The organism is Barrientosiimonas humi, from assembly GCF_006716095.1.
Taxonomy (GTDB): domain Bacteria; phylum Actinomycetota; class Actinomycetes; order Actinomycetales; family Dermatophilaceae; genus Barrientosiimonas; species Barrientosiimonas humi.
The window spans coordinates 1,849,594-1,867,503 of the sequence record NZ_VFOK01000001.1; the positions used below are offsets into that span (position 1 = coordinate 1,849,594).

The 17,910-nt window shown below is 72.5% G+C and carries 15 protein-coding genes; 14 read left to right on the forward strand and 1 reads right to left on the reverse strand.

The annotated features are described in order from the left end of the window. Positions 1 to 22 precede the first annotated feature (22 nt). Complete coding sequence (locus tag FB554_RS08620; RefSeq protein ID WP_142005582.1) at positions 23 to 493, forward strand: OsmC family protein; 471 nt, start codon at positions 23 to 25, stop codon at positions 491 to 493. Here FB554_RS08620 and FB554_RS08625 read toward each other — a convergent pair. Beyond that, positions 432 to 1,712, reverse strand: coding sequence for an MFS transporter (locus FB554_RS08625; protein ID WP_142005583.1), 1,281 nt, complete (start codon positions 1,710 to 1,712; stop codon positions 432 to 434). The genes FB554_RS08620 and FB554_RS08625 overlap by 62 nt on opposite strands. Positions 1,713 to 1,883: 171 nt before the next feature. Here FB554_RS08625 and FB554_RS08630 point away from each other — a divergent pair, with 171 nt between their 5' ends. The 13 genes from FB554_RS08630 (at position 1,884) to FB554_RS08690 (ending at position 17,803) form a co-directional block, all read left to right on the forward strand. Then, positions 1,884 to 2,783: a PDDEXK family nuclease gene (locus tag FB554_RS08630; RefSeq protein WP_142005584.1), complete on the forward strand. Its 900-nt coding sequence runs from the start codon at positions 1,884 to 1,886 to the stop codon at positions 2,781 to 2,783. Between the two features lie 225 nt (positions 2,784 to 3,008). Then, positions 3,009 to 4,601 carry a malate synthase A gene (gene aceB / locus FB554_RS08635; RefSeq protein ID WP_142005585.1) on the forward strand — a complete coding sequence of 531 codons (1,593 nt, stop codon included), beginning with the start codon at positions 3,009 to 3,011 and terminating at the stop codon, positions 4,599 to 4,601. An 84-nt stretch (positions 4,602 to 4,685) separates the two neighbouring features. Then, positions 4,686 to 6,242: an FAD-linked oxidase C-terminal domain-containing protein gene (locus FB554_RS08640; RefSeq protein WP_142005586.1), complete on the forward strand. Its 1,557-nt coding sequence runs from the start codon at positions 4,686 to 4,688 to the stop codon at positions 6,240 to 6,242. Beyond that, positions 6,243 to 7,454, forward strand: a complete 1,212-nt coding sequence (locus tag FB554_RS08645) for an FAD-binding oxidoreductase (RefSeq protein ID WP_142005587.1) — start codon at positions 6,243 to 6,245, stop codon at positions 7,452 to 7,454. It begins immediately after the preceding gene. Beyond that, entirely contained in the window at positions 7,454 to 8,824 is a 1,371-nt protein-coding gene (locus FB554_RS08650) for a (Fe-S)-binding protein (protein WP_211344563.1), read from the forward strand. Before FB554_RS08645 ends, FB554_RS08650 begins: the two co-directional genes overlap by 1 nt. After that, positions 8,824 to 9,594 (forward strand): IclR family transcriptional regulator, encoded by a 771-nt coding sequence (locus tag FB554_RS08655; protein WP_142005588.1) that lies wholly within the window; start codon positions 8,824 to 8,826, stop codon positions 9,592 to 9,594. Before FB554_RS08650 ends, FB554_RS08655 begins: the two co-directional genes overlap by 1 nt. 77 nt (positions 9,595 to 9,671) lie before the next feature. Then, on the forward strand, positions 9,672 to 10,238 hold the full coding sequence (locus FB554_RS08660) for a type II toxin-antitoxin system PemK/MazF family toxin (protein WP_142007519.1): 567 nt from the start codon (positions 9,672 to 9,674) through the stop codon (positions 10,236 to 10,238). Between the two features lie 229 nt (positions 10,239 to 10,467). Further along, positions 10,468 to 11,799, forward strand: coding sequence for an acyl-CoA dehydrogenase family protein (locus FB554_RS08665; RefSeq protein WP_142005589.1), 1,332 nt, complete (start codon positions 10,468 to 10,470; stop codon positions 11,797 to 11,799). Then, entirely contained in the window at positions 11,796 to 13,046 is a 1,251-nt protein-coding gene (locus FB554_RS08670; RefSeq protein WP_142005590.1) for an acyl-CoA dehydrogenase family protein, read from the forward strand. Before FB554_RS08665 ends, FB554_RS08670 begins: the two co-directional genes overlap by 4 nt. A gap of 229 nt (positions 13,047 to 13,275) precedes the next feature. Then, complete coding sequence (locus FB554_RS08675) at positions 13,276 to 14,559, forward strand: sugar ABC transporter substrate-binding protein (RefSeq protein ID WP_236022346.1); 1,284 nt, start codon at positions 13,276 to 13,278, stop codon at positions 14,557 to 14,559. A 6-nt stretch (positions 14,560 to 14,565) separates the two neighbouring features. Then, positions 14,566 to 15,462 (forward strand): carbohydrate ABC transporter permease, encoded by an 897-nt coding sequence (locus FB554_RS08680; protein WP_142005592.1) that lies wholly within the window; start codon positions 14,566 to 14,568, stop codon positions 15,460 to 15,462. After that, positions 15,459 to 16,280, forward strand: coding sequence for a carbohydrate ABC transporter permease (locus FB554_RS08685; protein WP_142005593.1), 822 nt, complete (start codon positions 15,459 to 15,461; stop codon positions 16,278 to 16,280). The genes FB554_RS08680 and FB554_RS08685 overlap by 4 nt, the downstream gene beginning before the upstream one ends. After that, a complete protein-coding gene (locus FB554_RS08690; protein ID WP_211344564.1) occupies positions 16,277 to 17,803 on the forward strand; it encodes a glycoside hydrolase family 3 N-terminal domain-containing protein in 1,527 nt (508 codons plus the stop codon). Before FB554_RS08685 ends, FB554_RS08690 begins: the two co-directional genes overlap by 4 nt. The last annotated feature ends 107 nt before the right edge of the window (positions 17,804 to 17,910 follow it).

Consider the following 17,910-nt stretch of genomic DNA (forward strand, 5'->3'; position numbering starts at 1 on the left):
GTCCCACGCGCAAGGAGCACACATGACCGAGCACGACTACGCCGTCAGCGTGGCCTGGACGGGCAACCGCGGCACCGGCACCAGCGACTACCGGGGGTACGGCCGCGACCACCTGATCTCGGCGTCCGGCCTGCCCGACATCGCCGGCAGCGCCGACCGCACCTTCCACGGCGATCGCGACCGGTGGAACCCCGAGCAGCTGCTGCTCGCCGCGCTCGCGCAGTGCCACATGCTCTCCTACCTGCACATGGCGGTGCGGGCGGGCGTGGTCGTCACGGCGTACGCCGACGCGGCCGAGGGCACGCTCGGACTGAACCCCGACGGGTCGGGTCAGTTCACCGCGGCGACCCTGCGCCCGCGCGTGACGATCGACGCCGGGTCCGACCGCGACGCCGCTCTCGAGGCGCACCACCCCGCGCACGAAGCCTGCTTCATCGCCCGGTCGGTGAGCTTTCCGGTGCGGGTCGAGCCGACGGTCGAGGTCGAGAGCTGAGGTCCCTGCGCTGGAGCCAGGCCGAAAGGCCCGCCACCAGCAGACCCGCGACGGCCAGCACCGCGCCCACCCGGCTCGGCCACTCGTAGCCGTAGCCGGCGTCGAGCACCACGCTGCCGAGCCAGGCGCCGAGCGCGTTGGCGATGTTGAGCGTGGAGTGGTTGAGCGCGGCCGCGAGCGACTGGCCCTCGTGCGCGACGTCCATCAGCCGCGTCTGCAGCATCGGGACGAGGATGGTCGGGACGAGGCCGAGCAGGAACACAGCCGGCACCGCGCTCCACTTCTGCTGCGCGGCGAACCCGAAGCCGGCGAGCAGCACGGCGATCGCCATGAGGCAGAAGAAGATTCCGCGCATGAGGCCCCGGCTGGCGACGCGGCCGGCGAGGAAGGCGCCGCACGTCATGCCGACGCCGTAGACCACGAGGATGAACGGCACCGCGCGCTCGCCGAACCCGGTCAGCTCGGTCATGGTCGGCGCGATGTAGCTGAACGTCGCGAACATGCCGCCGAATCCGACGGTGCCGATCGCGAGCGCCAGCCACACCTGCAGGCGGGTGAGGCTGCGCAGCTCGGAGCCGATCGAGGCGGTGTCGTCGCTGCGCTGCCAGGGCACCCAGCGCCAGATCGCGAGCACGGTGACGGCGGAGATGGCGGCGACGAGGGCGTACGGCCACTGCCAGCCGAGGTGCTGCCCCAGCAGCGTCGCGGCGGGCACCCCGACGATGTTGGCGACGGTGAGGCCGGCCAGCATCATCGCGACGGCCCAGGTGCGTCGCTCCTTCGGCACGAGCGAGGCGGCGACGACCGACCCGATGCCGAAGTAGGCGCCGTGCGGCAGGCCGGAGACGAAGCGCGCGAGCAGCAGCGGCAGGTACGCCGTCGCGAGCGCCGACGCGAGGTTGCCGATCCCGAACGCGACCATCAGCCACAGCAGCACCCGCTTGCGCGGCGCCCGGGCCGCGAGCGCCGCGATGGTGGGGGCACCGACGACGACCCCGAGGGCGTACGCCGAGACGACGTAGCCCGCCGCCGGGATGCTGATCCGCACGCCCTCGGCGATCTGCGGCAGCAGCCCCATCGTCACGAACTCGGTGGTGCCGATCCCGAAGCCGCCGAGCGCCAGGGCCAGCAGCGCGAGGTTGACGTGGGCAGCGCGCGGCGCGGGGGCCGGCACGGCCTCCTCGTCGCAGATGTCGCGCAGCGCGGCAGGTTCGGTCACTCGTCAACGGTGGGGCACCCGCTCCCCACCCGGCAAACCGGGGCGCCGAGACGCTGGTCACAGGAGCCGCATCGCCGAAGCCTTTCCACAGCGCGGCCCGCGCCGGGTCGTACGTCCACAGCGCCTCGTCCGCCCCTCGCCCCCAGACCTGGGTCGCCGCAGGCTGCCCGGGTGGAGATCGACGAGGAGACCGTAGCGGCGCAGGGCGACGTGGCATCCCGCGCCCAGCTGCGGGGCTGGGGCGTCACCAGGTGGCAGCTGCGCAACCAGGTGGGGGCGCGGCGGTGGCGCCTGCACGGCCTGCACACAGTGGCGTTGCACACCGGGGAGCTGTCCGCGACGGCCCGGTGGTGGCGCGCGTGCTGGGAGTCCGGGAGCCGCGCGGCGCTCGACGGCGTCAGCGCGCTGCTGTGCGCCGGGCTGACCGGTTTCTGCGCACCCGCGGTGACGGTGTCCCTGCCCTCCGGCCGCAGCCGCCCGGCCGTTCCCGGCGTGCGGGTGCACTACGTCGAGCGCCGGATCCCCGGCGAGCTGATCACCGCGGGGGCGCCGCGGACCCGCCCGGAGGTCGCTGCCCTGCGCGCGGCCTGCTGGGCCGACAGCGACCGCCAGGCTGCACTGCTGCTCGTCATGCCGGCGCAGCAGCGGCTGGTGTCGCCGGCCCGGCTGGCCGAGGCGTGCGACCAGGTGGCGCTGCACTGGCGACCGCGGCTGGTGCGGGCGGTCGTCGCCGACGTGGCGTCGGGCGCGCAGGCGCTGGGCGAGCTGGACTTCGGGCTGCTGTGCCAGCGGTACGGCCTGCCCCGGCCGGACCGTCAGGTCGTGCGGCAGGGGCCGAACGGACGCCTCTACCTCGACGCAGGTTGGGAGGCGCTGCGGCTGTTCGTCGAGGTCGACGGCATCCACCACCACCTCGGGCTGGGGCCGGTCGACGACGCCCTGCGGCAGAACGAGCTGCACCTCGGCGGGGACACGGTGCTGCGCATCCCGCTGCTGGGGCTGCGCACGCACGAGGCGGAGCTGATGGGCCAGGTGGTGCGGGCGTACCGCCTGCGCGTGGCTGCGGCCTGACCGCGCAGGCCGACCGGCCACATCGGTGAGTCGCATCGGTGAGCAGGCGTGCGGCTGAGCGCACGGTTGCTCACCGATCCCCCTCACCGATGCCCACGGCCGGCCGAACCCGCGGCAACCTCACCCCTGGGGGCGCTGTCGGTCGGACCAATGCCTGCTACGGTTTCCGCGTAGTGATCAGTCCTTTCCGCATCTCGGAAACGAACCGCAATCATGGAGGTCTGCATGCCCGCGCTCACGACGCCCGACGGGGTCGAGGTCACCGGTCCGCTCGAGGAGCGATACGAGGAGATCCTCACGCCCCAGGCGCTGGAGCTCATCGCCAAGCTGCACCGCGAGCTGAACCCGCGGCGCCTGGAGCTGCTCGAGGCGCGCACGCAGCGGGTGGCCGACGTCTCCGCCGGCAAGGACCTGCACTTCCTCGACGAGACCAAGAGCGTCCGCGAGGACGACAGCTGGCAGGTCGCGCCGCTGGCCCCGGGCCTGGAGGACCGCCGCGTCGAGATGACCGGTCCGACCGACCGCAAGATGACGATCAACGCGCTCAACTCCGGCGCCAAGGCGTGGCTCGCCGACCAGGAGGACGCCAACACCCCGCTGTGGGGCAACGTCGTCGCCGGTCCGCTGAACCTGATGGACTCCCTCGACGGGAAGCTGGAGTTCACCAGCCCCGAGGGCAAGGAGTACAAGCCGGTCCCGTTCGAGGAGCGGCCGACGATCATCGTGCGCCCCCGCGGCTGGCACCTGCCCGAGAAGCACATCACCGTCGACGGCGAGGAGACCTCCGGCTCGCTGGTCGACTTCGCGCTCTACCTCACCGCCTGCGGCCAGAAGCAGATCGACGCCGGCAAGGGCCCCTACTTCTACCTGCCCAAGATGGAGTCGCACCTGGAGGCGCGGCTGTGGAACGAGGCCTTCGTGATCGGCCAGGACCACCTGGGCATCCCGCAGGGCACCATTCGGGCCACCTGCCTCATCGAGACCTTCCCCGCGGCGTTCGAGATGGAGGAGATCCTCTACGAGCTGCGTGACCACTCCTCGGGTCTGAACGCCGGCCGCTGGGACTACATCTTCAGCGCGATCAAGACCTACCGCACCCGCGGTGAGGACTACGTGCTGCCCGACCGCGCCGCGGTGACCATGACGGTGCCGTTCATGCGCGCGTACACCGAGCTGCTGGTGCGCACCTGCCACAAGCGCGGCGCCTCGGCGATCGGCGGCATGGCCGCGTTCATCCCCAGCAAGGACGAGCAGGTCAACAAGAACGCCTTCGAGAAGCTCGACGCCGACAAGACCCGCGAGGCCGGCGACGGCTTCGACGGCTCGTGGGTGGCCCACCCCGGCATGGTCGAGGCGTGCGCCGAGGCGTTCACCAAGGTGCTCGGCGACAACCCCAACCAGATCGACAAGAAGCGCGAGGACGTCGACGTCACCGCCGAGCAGCTGCTCGACATCAAGAGCACGCCCGGTGAGGTCACCGAGGCGGGTCTGCGCAACAACATCGACGTCGCGCTGCAGTACCTCAAGGCGTGGCTCGAGGGTCGCGGCGCGGTCGGCATCCACAACCTCATGGAGGACGCCGCCACCGCCGAGATCTCCCGCTCGCAGATCTGGCAGTGGATCAAGCTCGGCATCAAGACCGACTCCGGCGAGCCGGTCACCCGCGAGCGCGTGCTGCAGCTGGTCGACGAGGTCATCGCCGACCTCCCGGGCGAGCCGTCCGACTACGACGACGCCAAGGCCACCTTCCTGGAGGTCGCCGTCGCCGACGACTACGCCGACTTCCTCACCCTGCCGGCCTACCGCCGGATGCCCTGATCCGTCGCTGCTGCCGCGCGTCCCTCCACGCGCGGCAGCAGCGCCGCGGGGCCCCTCGCCAGAAGGTATTTCAGGAGCCAGACCATGACGACGATCACGCCCCAAGACCCCGAGCTCGGCCCCACGACCGACAACTCGCCCGCGCCGCAGGAGAACTCCCAGGTCACTCCTGAGGTCGGTCTCGGCTCGGTCGAGCGGGTACGCCAGCGGCTGTCCCGCGAGCTCCCGCCCGAGGCGCTCATCACCGACCGCACCCGGCTGCGCACGTACGAGTGCGACGGGCTCCTGCACTACCGCGTCACCCCCGCGCTGGTCGTCCTGGCGCACGACGCCGCGATGATCCAGGCCGCGGTGCGCGCGTGCGCCGACGAGCGGGTGCCGTTCGTCGCGCGCGGCTCCGGCACCGGCCTGTCCGGCGGCGCGCTCCCGCACGCCGACGGCGTGCTGATCGTGACGTCGCAGCTGCGCACCATCCACGAGGTCTCCCCCGACGACCAGCGCGCCGTGGTCGACCCCGGCGTCATCAACCTCAAGGTCTCCGAGGCCAGCCGGCCGCACGGCTACTACTTCGCGCCCGACCCCTCCAGCCAGCAGATCTGCTCGGTCGGCGGCAACGTCGCCGAGAACTCCGGCGGCGCGCACTGCCTGAAGTACGGCTTCACGACCACCCACGTGCTGTCGGTCGACCTCGTGGCCCCCGACGGCGAGACGGTGACCCTCGGCACCCGCGCGCCCGACGCCCCCGGCTACGACCTGCTCGGCACGGTCGTCGGCTCCGAGGGCACCCTCGGTGTCGCGACGAGCGTGACGGTGCGCCTGGTGCGCACGCCCGAGACGGTCAAGACGCTGCTCGCCGGCTTCCGCAGCACCGACGATGCGGGTGCGGCGACCTCGGCGATCATCGGCGCCGGCATCGTGCCCGCCGCGATCGAGATGATGGACGCCCTGGCCATCGAGGCCGCCGAGGCGGCCGTCTCCTGCGGCTATCCCGCGGGCGCCGGCGCGGTGCTGGTCGTCGAGCTCGACGGCCCCGTCGCCGAGGTCGACCACGAGTTCGCCCAGGTCGAGCGGATGTGCGAGGAGAACGGCTCGTTCGAGCGCCGGGTCGCCGTCGACGACGCCGACCGCGCGGCGATCTGGCGCGGTCGCAAGTCGGCGTTCGCGGCCGTGGGGCGGATCAGCCCCGACTACATCGTCCAGGACGGTGTCATCCCGCGCACCGCCCTCGCCGAGGTGCTGCACCAGATGGGCGAGCTCGCCCGCGAGCGCGGCGTCCGGGTCGCCAACGTCTTCCACGCCGGCGACGGAAACCTGCACCCGCTGGTGCTTTTCGACGAGTCGGTGCCCGGCCAGGGCGAGCAGGCCGAGGAGGTCAGCGGCGCCATCCTCGACCTGTGCCTCCAGCACGGCGGCTCGATCACCGGCGAGCACGGCGTGGGCTCCGACAAGGCCAAGCACATGCCCAAGATGTTCACCGAGGACGACCTCGACACGATGCAGCTCGTGCGCTGCGCGTTCGACCCGGCGGGCATCGCCAACCCCGGCAAGATCTATCCGACGCCGCGGCTGTGCGGCGAGCGGCCCGGCCGGCGCACCGAGGCCCACCCGGCGCAGCAGGCCGGACTGGCGGAGGTGTTCTGAGTGAGCACGCTCGCCCGCGTCCCCGACGTCGACGTCCAGGACGCCACCGAGACCGACTCCGTCGGCGGTGTACGCCCGCGCCTGGTCGCGCGACCCACCTCCACCGAGCAGGTGTCGCAGCTGCTGAGCGCCGCGGCCGAGGACGACCTCGTCGTCGTCCCCCGCGGCCGCGGGACGAAGCTGCGCTGGGGCGTCCCGCCACGGTCGGTCGACGTCCTGCTCGACCTGTCGGGCATGGACCGGGTGCTGGAGCACCAGGCCGGTGACCTCATCGTCGCGGCCGAGGCCGGCACCCCGCTCGCGGCGATGCAGGACACCTGCGCCCGCGCCGACCAGCGCCTCGCGATCGACGAGCTGGTGCCCGGCACGACCATCGGCGGCCTGATCGCCACCAACCTCAGCGGCCCGCGCCGCATGGCCTACGGCACGATGCGCGACCTGCTCATCGGCGTCACCGTGGTGCGGCCCGACGGGGTCGTGGCCAAGGCCGGCGGCAAGGTGGTCAAGAACGTCGCGGGCTACGACCTCGGCAAGCTGATGACCGGCTCCTTCGGCACCCTCGCCGTCGTCACCTCGGCCTTCTTCCGCCTGCACCCCGTGCCCGAGACCTCCACCTGGGTCTCGGTCGAGGCCGAATCCCCCTCTGCCGCAGCCGAAACCGTCCGCCAGGCGGTCCACTCGCAGATGGTCCCGGCCGCCGTCGAGATCGACGCGCAGCCGGGCCGGCCGACGCTCGTCTCGGCCCTGCTCGAGGGCACCGAGGTCGGTGTCGCGGGCCGGGTCGACCAGCTGCTTCGGCTGTGGGGCGACACGGCTGCCGTCGACACCCAGGAGCGGCCGCGCGGTTTCCCCCGCGAGAGCGAGTCGCAGGCTCTGCTGAAGCTCACCTGCGCGATCTCCGCCGTGCCCGAGATCGCCCAGGCCGCAGTCGATCTCGGGCTGCACGTGCGAGGCAGCGCCGGCACCGGCGTGCTGTTCGCGGCGCTGCCCGACGGCACCCCGCCCAAGACCGTGGCGAGCGCGCTCGAGCGGCTGCGCGAGCGTACGACCGCGGCGGGTGGGGCGGCCGTGCTGCTCGACGCACCCCCGGAGATCTCCACCGCCGTCGACGCCTGGGGCCCGGTCCCCGGCATCGAGCTCATGCGGCGCGTCAAGGAGCGCTTCGACCCCGAGAACCTTTTGTCCCCAGGCCGATTCGTGGGAGGAATCTGATGACCACGCACGCCGACCGCCCCCAGACCGACCTCGGCATGCCCAGCGTGCGCGGAGCCTTCGACGACCACCGGCCGCCGAGCAAGGAGCTCATCAGCGACTGCGTGCACTGCGGCTTCTGCCTCACCACCTGCCCCACGTACACGCTGTGGGGCGAGGAGATGGACTCCCCGCGCGGCCGCATCCACCTGATGAAGACCGGGCTCGAGGGCGAGCCGCTGTCCGACGAGATGGTCAGCCACTTCGACGCCTGCCTCGGCTGCATGGCCTGCGTGACCTCCTGCCCCTCGGGCGTGCAGTACGACCGGCTCCTGGAGCAGACCCGCGCGCAGGTCGAGCGCAACCACCGCCGCTCCCCCGCCGACCGGGCGCTGCGCACGCTGATCTTCAGCCTGTTCCCCTACCCCGCCCGGCTGCGCGCCGCGCGCGGACCGCTGCGCCTGGCCCAGCGGCTCGGCGTCGAGGACCGGCTGCGCCACTCGGCGCTGCTGCAGCGCCTCGCGCCGCGCCTGTCGGCGATGCAGAGCCTGACCCCCGCGCTGGCCGACCGCGAGGAGCTGCCCGAGCGCATCCCCGCCGAGGGCACCCGGCGCGCGACCGTCGCGATGCTCACTGGCTGCGTGCAGCGGGAGTTCTTCCCCGGCGTCAACGCCGCCACCGCGCGGGTGCTCGCCGCCGAGGGGTGCGAGGTGCTGGTCCCGCGCAGCCAGGGGTGCTGCGGCGCGCTGTCCGGCCACAGCGGACGCGAGGAGGAGGCCCAGCGGTTCGCCCGGGCCACCATCGAGGCGTTCGAGGAGGCCGAGGTCGACTACATCGTCGTCAACGCGGCCGGCTGCGGGTCGGCCATGAAGGAGTATGACTTCCTCCTCGAGGACGATGCCGAGACGCCGAACGGCCTTGCGCCCGAGCGGGTTCGGGCGTTCACCAGCAAGGTCCGCGACCTGTCCGAGGTGCTGGTCGAGCTCGGGCCGCAGGCGACGTACCACCCTCTCCCGACCACCGCCGCCTACCACGACGCGTGCCACCTCGGGCACGCCCAAGGGGTGCGCGACCAGCCGCGCGCGCTGCTCGCCGGCGTGCCGGAGCTGACCGTCAAGGAGATCCCCGAGGCAGCGATCTGCTGCGGCTCCGCGGGCGTCTACAACATCCTCAACCCCGAGCCCGCGCGCGAGCTCGGCGACAGCAAGGCGCGCAACGTCATGTCCACCGGCGCCGAGCTGCTCGTCACCGCCAACCCGGGCTGCCTCATGCAGATCGCCGCCTCGGTCGAGCGGCTCGGCGGCCGCATCGCGCTGGCGCACACCGCGGTCGTGCTCGACGCGTCGCAGCGGGGCCTGCCGGTCAGCGCGCTGCTCGACGAGGGCAGCTGATGAGCGCACCGGGGTCCACCCAGCGCCGCGGCAGCGTGCAGTCGGTCGAGCGCGCGCTCGACCTGCTCGAGGCCCTCGGCCAGGGCACGCCGATGGGCGTCAGCGAGCTGGTGCGCGCCACCGGGCTCCCGCTCGGCACCGTGCACCGGCTGCTCGCGACGCTCGGCGAGCGGTCCTACGTGCGCCAGGACGGCGAGCGCAAGTACGCCGTCGGCCCCGCCGCGCTCCACCTCGCCGACGCCGGGGAGCAGTCGCTCGCGTCGGCGGGTCGGCCGTTCACCGCGCGGCTCACCGCCCTCACCGGCGAGACCTGCAACCTCGCGGTGCAGCAGGGCAGCGAGATGGTCTACATCTCCCAGAGCCCGTCGCCGCACTCGCTGCGCATCTTCGCCGAGGTGGGGCGCCGGGTGCCGATGCACAGCACCGCGGTGGGCAAGGCCGTGCTCGCCTCGCTGCCGTGGACCGAGGCCGAGAGCCTGCTGCGCGCGGCCGGACTGACCCAGGCGACCCCGCACACGATCACCTCGCTGGGCCGCCTGCGCGAGGAGCTGGAGCGGGTCCGCCGCATGGGGTACGCCATCGACGAGCAGGAGCGCGAGCTCGGCGTGCGCTGCGTCGCCGCGGCCGTCCCCGGCGCGGGTAGTCTGCACGCCGCGCTGTCGGTGTCCGGCCCGGCCGAGCGTTTCCCGCTGCCGGCCGTGCGCCAGGCGGCTCCGGCGCTGCGCGAGGCCGCGGCCGAGCTCGCCGCCGAGCTGCGCCGCAGCGGCTGAGCAAGACTGGACCCGTGCCCGACTCCACGTCCTCGCCGTCCTCGCCGTCCTCGCCCCGCCCCGTCCTGCGCCGACTGATGGCGCGCGTGCGCCGGGCGGTCGCGCCCTCCACCGCGGCGGACCGCACCCGGCCGAGGCCGCCGGCCGGCGGCTACCCGGGTGACTTCACCGGCGTACCGCCCTTCGACTACGCCCCCGAGCCCGACGGGCAGCCCGACGCCGGCGAGATCGTGTGGGCCTGGGTGCCGTTCGAGGAGGACCACACGCGCGGGAAGGACCGGCCCGTCCTGCTGGTGGGCTGGGACCGGAGCGGCGAGGAGCGCGCAGCGCAGGTTGCGGGCGACGAAGGAGCACGCGGCCGGAGCGGAGTGCGACCGAGCGCGACAGAAGGTGCTACCCGCTGGCTGCTCGCGCTCCAGCTGACCAGCAAGGACCACGACCGCGACGCCGAGCAGGAGCGGCGCGCCGGGCGCCTCTGGATGGACATCGGCAGCGGCGCCTGGGACGTGCGCGGCCGGCCGAGCGAGGTGCGGCTGAACCGGGTGATCCGGGTCGACCCCGCGGCCGTACGCCGGGAGGGCGCGGCCCTGGACCGGCAGGTCTTCGAGGCGGTCGCCGCAGCCGCCCGAGCCGCCCTGGCCTGAGGCGCTCGCCAGCCCTCGCCCGCCACCCCGACGCTGAAACGCAGTTTCAGCGCTCTGACTCCGCTGCAGCGCGGTCCGAGAGCTGGAACGCGGTTTCAGCGGCCCGAATCCCCCGGAACGGCGCGGGTTCGCCAGGCTCCCGCTAAGTATCCGGTACCGAAAGTACCGTTTTCCTGTACGCTCTCCGAAACGACATCCGGCGACCACCGGCTGACTCAGGAAGGGCCAGATGAGCGACCTCACCGGCAAGCCCTCCCTCCTTGACCGAGGGCAGGCCCTGGGCCTGCGCTTCATCACCAAGGCGGGCGGGCTCGAAGCGATGAAGAACCCCAAGCTGCGAGGCCGGGTCGAGAAGGCCCTCTACCGCGGGGCCAAGGAAGGCTTCCGGGCGCAGACCGCCGCTGGGCGGCAGTTCGCCAAGAAGTCCAGCTCCGACTCCCCCACCCGCACGTCTCCCACCAAGCCGCGGCGCGAGTTCGACCTCACGCCGACCGAGGACCAGGAGATGATCCGCGGGGTCGCGCGCGAGCTCGCCCAGGAGCTGCTGCGCCCCGCCGGCGCGCAGGCCGACACCGACCGCCAGATCCCCGACGAGATCCGCGCCCAGGCCGGCGAGCTCGGGCTCGCGACCCTCGGGGTGCCGAGCGACCTGGGCGGCATCGCCGACGAGCGCAGCGCCGTGACCGGCGTGCTCGTGCTGGAGGAGCTGGCCCGGGGCGACATGGGCATCGCGGTCGGGCTGCTCGCCAGCGGCGCGGTGGCCACCGCCATCGCGAGCTACGGCGACGCCACTCAGCAGCAGACGTACCTGCCGGGCTTCACCGACGAGAACGCGCCGGCCACCGGCGTGCTGGCGCTCATGGAGCCGCAGCCGCTGTTCGACCCGTTCCGGCTGCAGACGACCGCGCGCAGCGAGGGCGAGGACCTGGTGCTCAACGGCATCAAGGCGCTGGCCCCGGGTGCCGACTCGGCCGACCTGTTCGTGGTGTCGGCGATGGTCGACGACGAGCCGCGCCTAGTCATCGTCGAGGCCGGCACGCAGGGCCTGGAGGTCGAGCCCGACCCGGCCATGGGCGTGCGCGCCGCGCGCACCGGCCGCATCCACCTGATCGACGTGCGGGTGCCCAGGGCCAACCTGCTCGGCACCGCCGAGGACCACCGTGACGCCGTGCGCCGCGGGCGCCTCGCCTGGGCCGCGGCGGCCGTCGGCACCGCGCAGGCGGTGCTCGACCACGTCACGCAGTACACCGTCGAGCGCAAGGCGTTCGGCGAGCCCATCGGCTACCGCCAGGCGGTCGCCTTCACCGTGGCCGACATCGGCATCGAGCTGGCCGCGCTGCGGCTGGTCGTGTGGCGGGCCGCGTCGCTGCTCGACGCCGACCGCGACGCCTCCGCCCAGATCGCGCACGCCCGCCAGCTGGCGGCCAAGCACGGCGCGGTCATCGGCTCCAACGCCGTGCAGCTGCTCGGCGGCCACGGCTTCGTCAAGGAATTCGACAACGAACGCTGGTACCGCGACCTCCGCGCGACCGGCATGCTCGAGGGAGGGCTGTTGGTGTGATCGATCTCGAGGTCCCCAAGAAGTTCGTTCCGCTGGTCCGTCAGGCCGGCTCGCTCGCCGACGAGGTCTTCCGGCCGATCAGCCGCAAGTACGACCTCGCCGAGCACGAGTACCCGCGCGAGCTCGACCTGACGTCGGCGCTGATCGACGGGCTCAGCGACTCCGGCGCCAGCCAGGGCGCGGGCGCGCGCGGCTCGACCAACGCCGGGGCGTCCGAGAAGCCCGCCGGGGTGGGCGCCGGTCGCCGCGAGAAGAAGGAGCAGGGCAACAAGAACGGCGCCAACCTCTCCTCGGTGCTGTCGGTCATGCAGACCTGTCGCGGCGACGTCGGCCTCACGCTGAGCATCCCGCGCCAGGGCCTCGGCAACGCCGCGATCGCCGCCGTCGCCAACGACGAGCAGAAGGAGCGCTACGGCAACCGGTGGGCCGCCATGGCCATCACCGAGCCCGACATGGGCTCCGACTCCGGCGCCATCCGCACCACGGCGGTCAAGGACGGCGACGAGTACGTCCTCAACGGCGAGAAGATCTTCGTCACCGCCGGTGAGCGGGCCGAGCTCGTCGTGGTCTGGGCGACGCTCGACCGCGACCTCGGCAAGAAGGCGATCAAGTCGTTCGTCGTCGAGCGCAGCAACCCGGGCCTGAAGCTCGCCCGGCTCGAGCACAAGCTCGGCATCCGCGCCAGCGACACCGCGGCGTTCAGCCTGCAGGACTGCCGGGTGCCCGCGCAGGACCTGCTCGGCGACCCGGAGATCCGCACCGAGGGCGGCTTCGGCGGCGCGATGCAGACGTTCGACAACACCCGGCCGCTGGTGGCCGCGATGGCGTGCGGTCTGGCCCGCGGCTGCCTGGACCTGATCACCGAGAAGCTCGCCGAGGTGGGCGTCGAGCCCGACCACGACGCCCCGCTGCACCGCCAGCCCGCGGCCGCGGCCCGGCTGGTCGAGCTGGAGGCGGAGTTCGAGGCGGCCTACCTGCTCACCCTGCGGGCGGCGTGGATGGCCGACAACGGCCACCCGAACTCGATGGAGGCCTCCATGGCCAAGGCCAAGGCGGGGCGCACCTGCGTCGAGATCTCGCTGGCCTGCGTCGAGCTCGCCGGCGCCTCGGGATACGCCGAGACCGAGCTGTTCGAGAAGTGGGCACGTGACTCCAAGATCCTGGACATCTTCGAGGGCACCCAGCAGATCCAGCTGCTGGTGGTCGCCCGCCGCCTGCTCGGCCTCACCTCCGCCCAGCTGAAGTGACGCCGTCGAGCTAGCCGCGCTTCCCCTCAGAGCAGCGCCGACCCGGCCGGACCTCCACCCTCCTGGTGGGTCCGGCCGGGTTTTTCTCGTGCCAATCCGCCCCGCCGACGCCCCGAACCGTGGAAACTATTTTCCTGAACCTCCTCACCTATGTGAGGAACCGATCATCCCGAGGGGTCCCCGCGGGCGGCGAAGGAGAGAGCGGATGCGTTGGTCACGGTCGTCAGGGGTGGCTGCGGTCGCAGCGTTCGGTCTCCTGCTCGCCGGGTGCGGCGACGACGGCAGCAGCGGCACGGGCGCGACGGGTGAGGGCAGCGGGTCCGGTGGCGCGCGCACCATCACCTGGTGGGTCATGAAGGGCACCAACCCCGACTCCACCGCCTTCTACAGCGAGGTCAAGGCCGCCTTCAAGAAGGCGACCGGCGCCACGCTGGTCGTGCAGGAGGTGGAGTGGGCCGACGCGCACGACCGGCTGGTCCGCGCGTTCGCCGGCGGCGGCGGACCCGACGTCGCCGAGATCGGCTCGACCTGGACCCCGGAGTTCGCGGCCGCGGGCGGCCTGGTCGACCTGACCGGTCGGATCACCTCCAGCGGGCTCAACAAGGACCTGCTCCCGGCGCTGAAGGACTCGGCCACCTACGACGGCAAGCAGTGGGGCGTCGGCTGGTACGCCGGCACCCGCGGCATCGTCTATCGCAAGGACATCTTCGCCAAGCACAACCTCAAGGTGCCGACGACCTGGGCCGAGCTGCAGCAGGTCGTGAAGACCCTCAAGACCAAGGAGCCGGGGCTGCTGCCGATGCCGATCGCCGGCGGCAGCTCCTACGCCGCCGCCCCGTTCGTCTGGGGCGCGGGCGGCGACTTCGCCAAGCAGGAGAACGGCAAGTGGGTCGGCACGCTCGACAGCCCGCAGGCGCGCGAGGGCCTGTCGTTCTACACCGGTCTCGCGACCAAGGACGGCTCCTCCAGCCCGGGCGCGGCGACCTGGAAGGAGACCCAGCTGCTGGACTCCTTCTCGCAGGGCAAGTCGGCGATGGTCATCCAGGGCAACTGGACGCCCAAGACCGCGGTGGAGAAGAACCCTGACCTGAAGAACAAGATGGGCGCGTTCGCGATCCCCGGCAAGAACGGCGGGATGGCCCCGACCTTCCTCGGCGGCTCCAACCTCGCGGTGCTGAAGACCACGAAGAACGCCGACCTGTCCTGGCGCCTCGTGCAGCTGCTGACCACCGGCGACCTCGCGACCAAGTGGGCGACCCAGACCGGCTTCTTCCCCAGCACGACCACGGGCATGAAGACGTTCACCCAGAGCAACGACCCGCTGGTGCAGCCGTTCGCCAAGGCGATGACCGAGGCGGGCAAGAACGTCCCGAACGCGCCCCAGTGGGGCACCGTCGAGGGCGACAAGACGCTCACCCAGATGCTGCAGTCGATCCTCACCGGCACTCCGGTCGACGCCGCCACCAAGAAGGCGTCCGACGCGATCGGCAAGACGCTGAACAGCGGAGGCTGATCCGCGTTGCCGGTCTCCCGCTGGCGGCCGTGGCTCCTGCTGGCCGCGCCGCTCACGGTCATCGGTGTCCTGCTGCTGTGGCCGATCGTGCGCGTCACGATCCTGTCCTTCCAGCAGTACGGCCTGCGCGAGGTCATCGCGGGCCGGCCCACCTTCGTCGGGCTGGACAACTTCCGCGAGGTGCTGACCGGCGACTACCTGTGGTCGACGGTCCTGCCCAACACGCTGATCTTCGCCTTCGTCGCCGTCGTCGGCACGATCGTGCTCGGCACCCTGGTGGCGCTGCTGCTCCAGCAGCTCGGCACCTGGGGCCGGGTCGTCGTCATCGGCTCCGCGCTCGTGGCGTGGGCCCTGCCCGCGGTGACGGGGACGTACATCTGGGTCTGGATCTTCGAGCCCGACACCGGGATCGCCCGGAAGGTGTTCGAGGGCCTCGGCCTGATCGGCCCGGAGGGGTTCAACTGGTTCACCGAACGCTGGTCGTTCTACTCCATCGCCGCGATCAACGTGATCCACCACAGCTACCCGTTCGTCGCGATCACGATCTTCGCGGGCCTGTCGACCGTGCCCGAGGAGCTGCACGAGGCGGCCAAGCTCGACGGCGCCTCGGCCTGGCGCCGGTTCTGGTCGATCACCGTGCCGATCATGCGGCCGGTCTTCGCCGTGGTCACGATCCTGTCGACCATCTGGGACTTCAAGGTGTTCGCGCAGATCTACCTGATGCCCGGCGGTGACGGCGGCAACGAGGAGATCTTCAACCTCGGCGTCTGGTCCTACATCACCGCCATGACCAAGACCGACTACGGCCTCGGCTCGGCCATCGCCGTGCTGCTCACCGCGGTGCTGCTGGTGATCACCGTGCTCTACATCCGTGCGCTCTTCCGGGAGGACGACCTGCAATGAACCGCTCTCCGGCCGCCCGGCTGGGTCTGGGGGTCGCGGCCACCGTGCTGGTCGCGTTCACCCTGTTCCCCGTCTACTTCATGCTCACCACGGCGTTCAACGCGCGGGCCACCTCGGGCACCGACTCGTTGCTGCCGTCGAACCTCACGCTGGACAACTTCGGCCGCGCGCTCGGCGAGGGCAAGTTCACCGACTTCATGGTCAACTCGGCGATCGTCACGGTCGCCACGGTGCTGTTCGCCTGCTCCATCGCGCTGCTCGGCGCGGTGGCGATGGCCCGCTTCCACTTCCGCTTCCGCACCACGATGCTCGTGCTGATCCTCGTGGTGCAGATGCTGCCCGCCGAGGCGCTGGTCATCCCGCTGTTCCTGCAGATGAAGGACCTGCGGATGCTCAACTCGCTCGCCGGGCTGGTGCTGGTCTACGTCGCGTTCTCGCTGCCGTTCGCGATCTGGAACCTGCGCGGCTTCGTGGCCGCCGTGCCGCGCGAGCTGGAGGAGGCGGCCTATCTCGACGGCTGCGGCTGGTGGCAGATGTTCCGCTACGTGCTGCTGCCGCTCGTGGTGCCCGGGCTGGTCGCCACCAGCGCCTTCTCGTTCGTGATGGCCTGGGAGGAGTTCACCTTCGCGCGCACCTTCCTCACCAACGAGGACCGGATGACCGTCGGCATCGGCCTGCAGCGCTTCTTCGGCCAGAACACCGACGACTGGGGCGGGCTGATGGCCGCCTCGACCCTCGTCACGCTGCCGGTGATGATCGTGTTCGTCCTGGCCCAGCGCCGGCTCGGCTCCGGGCTGGTGCAGGGGGCGGTCAAGTGAGCGACGCGGCCGAGCTGCGCCGGCTCGCCCACCGGGTGGTCATGCCCGGCTTCGACGGTACGTCCGCGCCGGCCTGGGTGCTCGCGGCGGCGGCCGAGGGGCTGGGCGGGGTGTGCCTGTTCGGCCACAACGTGCAGACGCCCGAGCAGCTGCGGGCACTGACCGACGAGCTGCACGCCGCCGGCCCGCTGCTCGTGGCCGTCGACGAGGAGGGCGGCATCGTGTCGCGGCTCGGCGCCATCGGCGGCTCGCAGCACGTCGGGGCCGCGGCCCTCGGCATGGCCAGCGACCCCGACCTGACCCGCCAGGTCGCGGCCGCGATCGGGGCAGACCTGGCCGCCGCCGGGATCGACCTCGACCTCGCCCCGGTCGTCGACGTCAGCAGCGACCCCGACAACCCGGTGATCGGGGTGCGGGCCTTCGGCACCGAGCCGAGCGTCGTCGCGGAGCACGCGAGGGCGTACGTCGAGGGGTTGCGCGAAGCGCGAATCCTCAGCTGCGCCAAGCACTTTCCCGGTCACGGCGACACTCGGGTCGACTCGCACGTCGGGCTCCCCCGCATCGACGTCGACCTCGAGACGCTGCGGGCGCGCGACCTCGTGCCGTTCGCGGCGGCGGTCGAGGCGGGGGCCGACGTGGTGATGACCGCGCACATCGTCTTCCCCGCGCTCGACGAGCGTCCCGCCACGCTCAGCCGCACCGTGCTGCGGTTGCTGCGCGAGGACCTCGGCTTCACCGGGCTGATCACGTCCGACGCGATGGACATGCGCGCGATCGTCGACTCGGTCGGGCTCGCCCCGGGCTGCGTCGCGGCGCTCGATGCCGGGGTCGACCTGGTGGGTCTCGGCAACCCGGTGCTCGGCTCGCCCGAGGGCGACGACGAGACGACGTTCCGGTCGGTGGTCGACGCGGTCGTCGCGGCGGTCGGGTCCGGAGAGCTGGCGCCGGAGCGGCTGCGGGAGGCAGCCGGGCGGGTCGACGCCCTGGCCGCTCGCGGTGCGGCTCGCGGCACGGCCGAGGACGCGGCGGCGGTGCGCGCCCCACGGTCCAGCCCCGCCGACGAGGAGGCCGCGGCCCGGTCGCTCCGGGTGACGCCGTGCGCCGAGGCGGTGCGCGGATCGCTGCGCGGGACCCCGTCGATCGTCGACGTGCGGCGGCACCGCAACGTCGCCGGCGGACGCAACGCCGGGCTCGTCGGCGACGAGCTGCGGCGCCGCCTGCCCGGCGCCACGATCACCCGCGCGTTCGAGGCCACCGGCGTCGTCGGCGGGCAGGCCGCGGGCGAGGTCTCCGAGGGCGAGCTGCCCGACCGTGCCGACGCGATCCTCACCGGGTCACCCTGGCTCGACGAGCGCGAATCTGCAGCGCTCGCAACGCTCCTCGCGCACAACCCCGACGCGGTGGTCATCTGCACCGGCTGGGCGCCCGAGGCGACGATGCTCTCCCCCGCCCGCAACGTCGTACGCACCTTCGGCGACAGTGCGCCGACGGCCCGGGCCGTGGCCGACCTGCTGGTGCGCTAGCCAGCGCCAACCCCGCCCGCCCCGAACACGGCTGCTGAAACGCAGATCGAGCGCTCTGACCGTGCTGCAGCGGAGTCAGAGCGCGGTAACCGCGTTTCAGCGCGGGG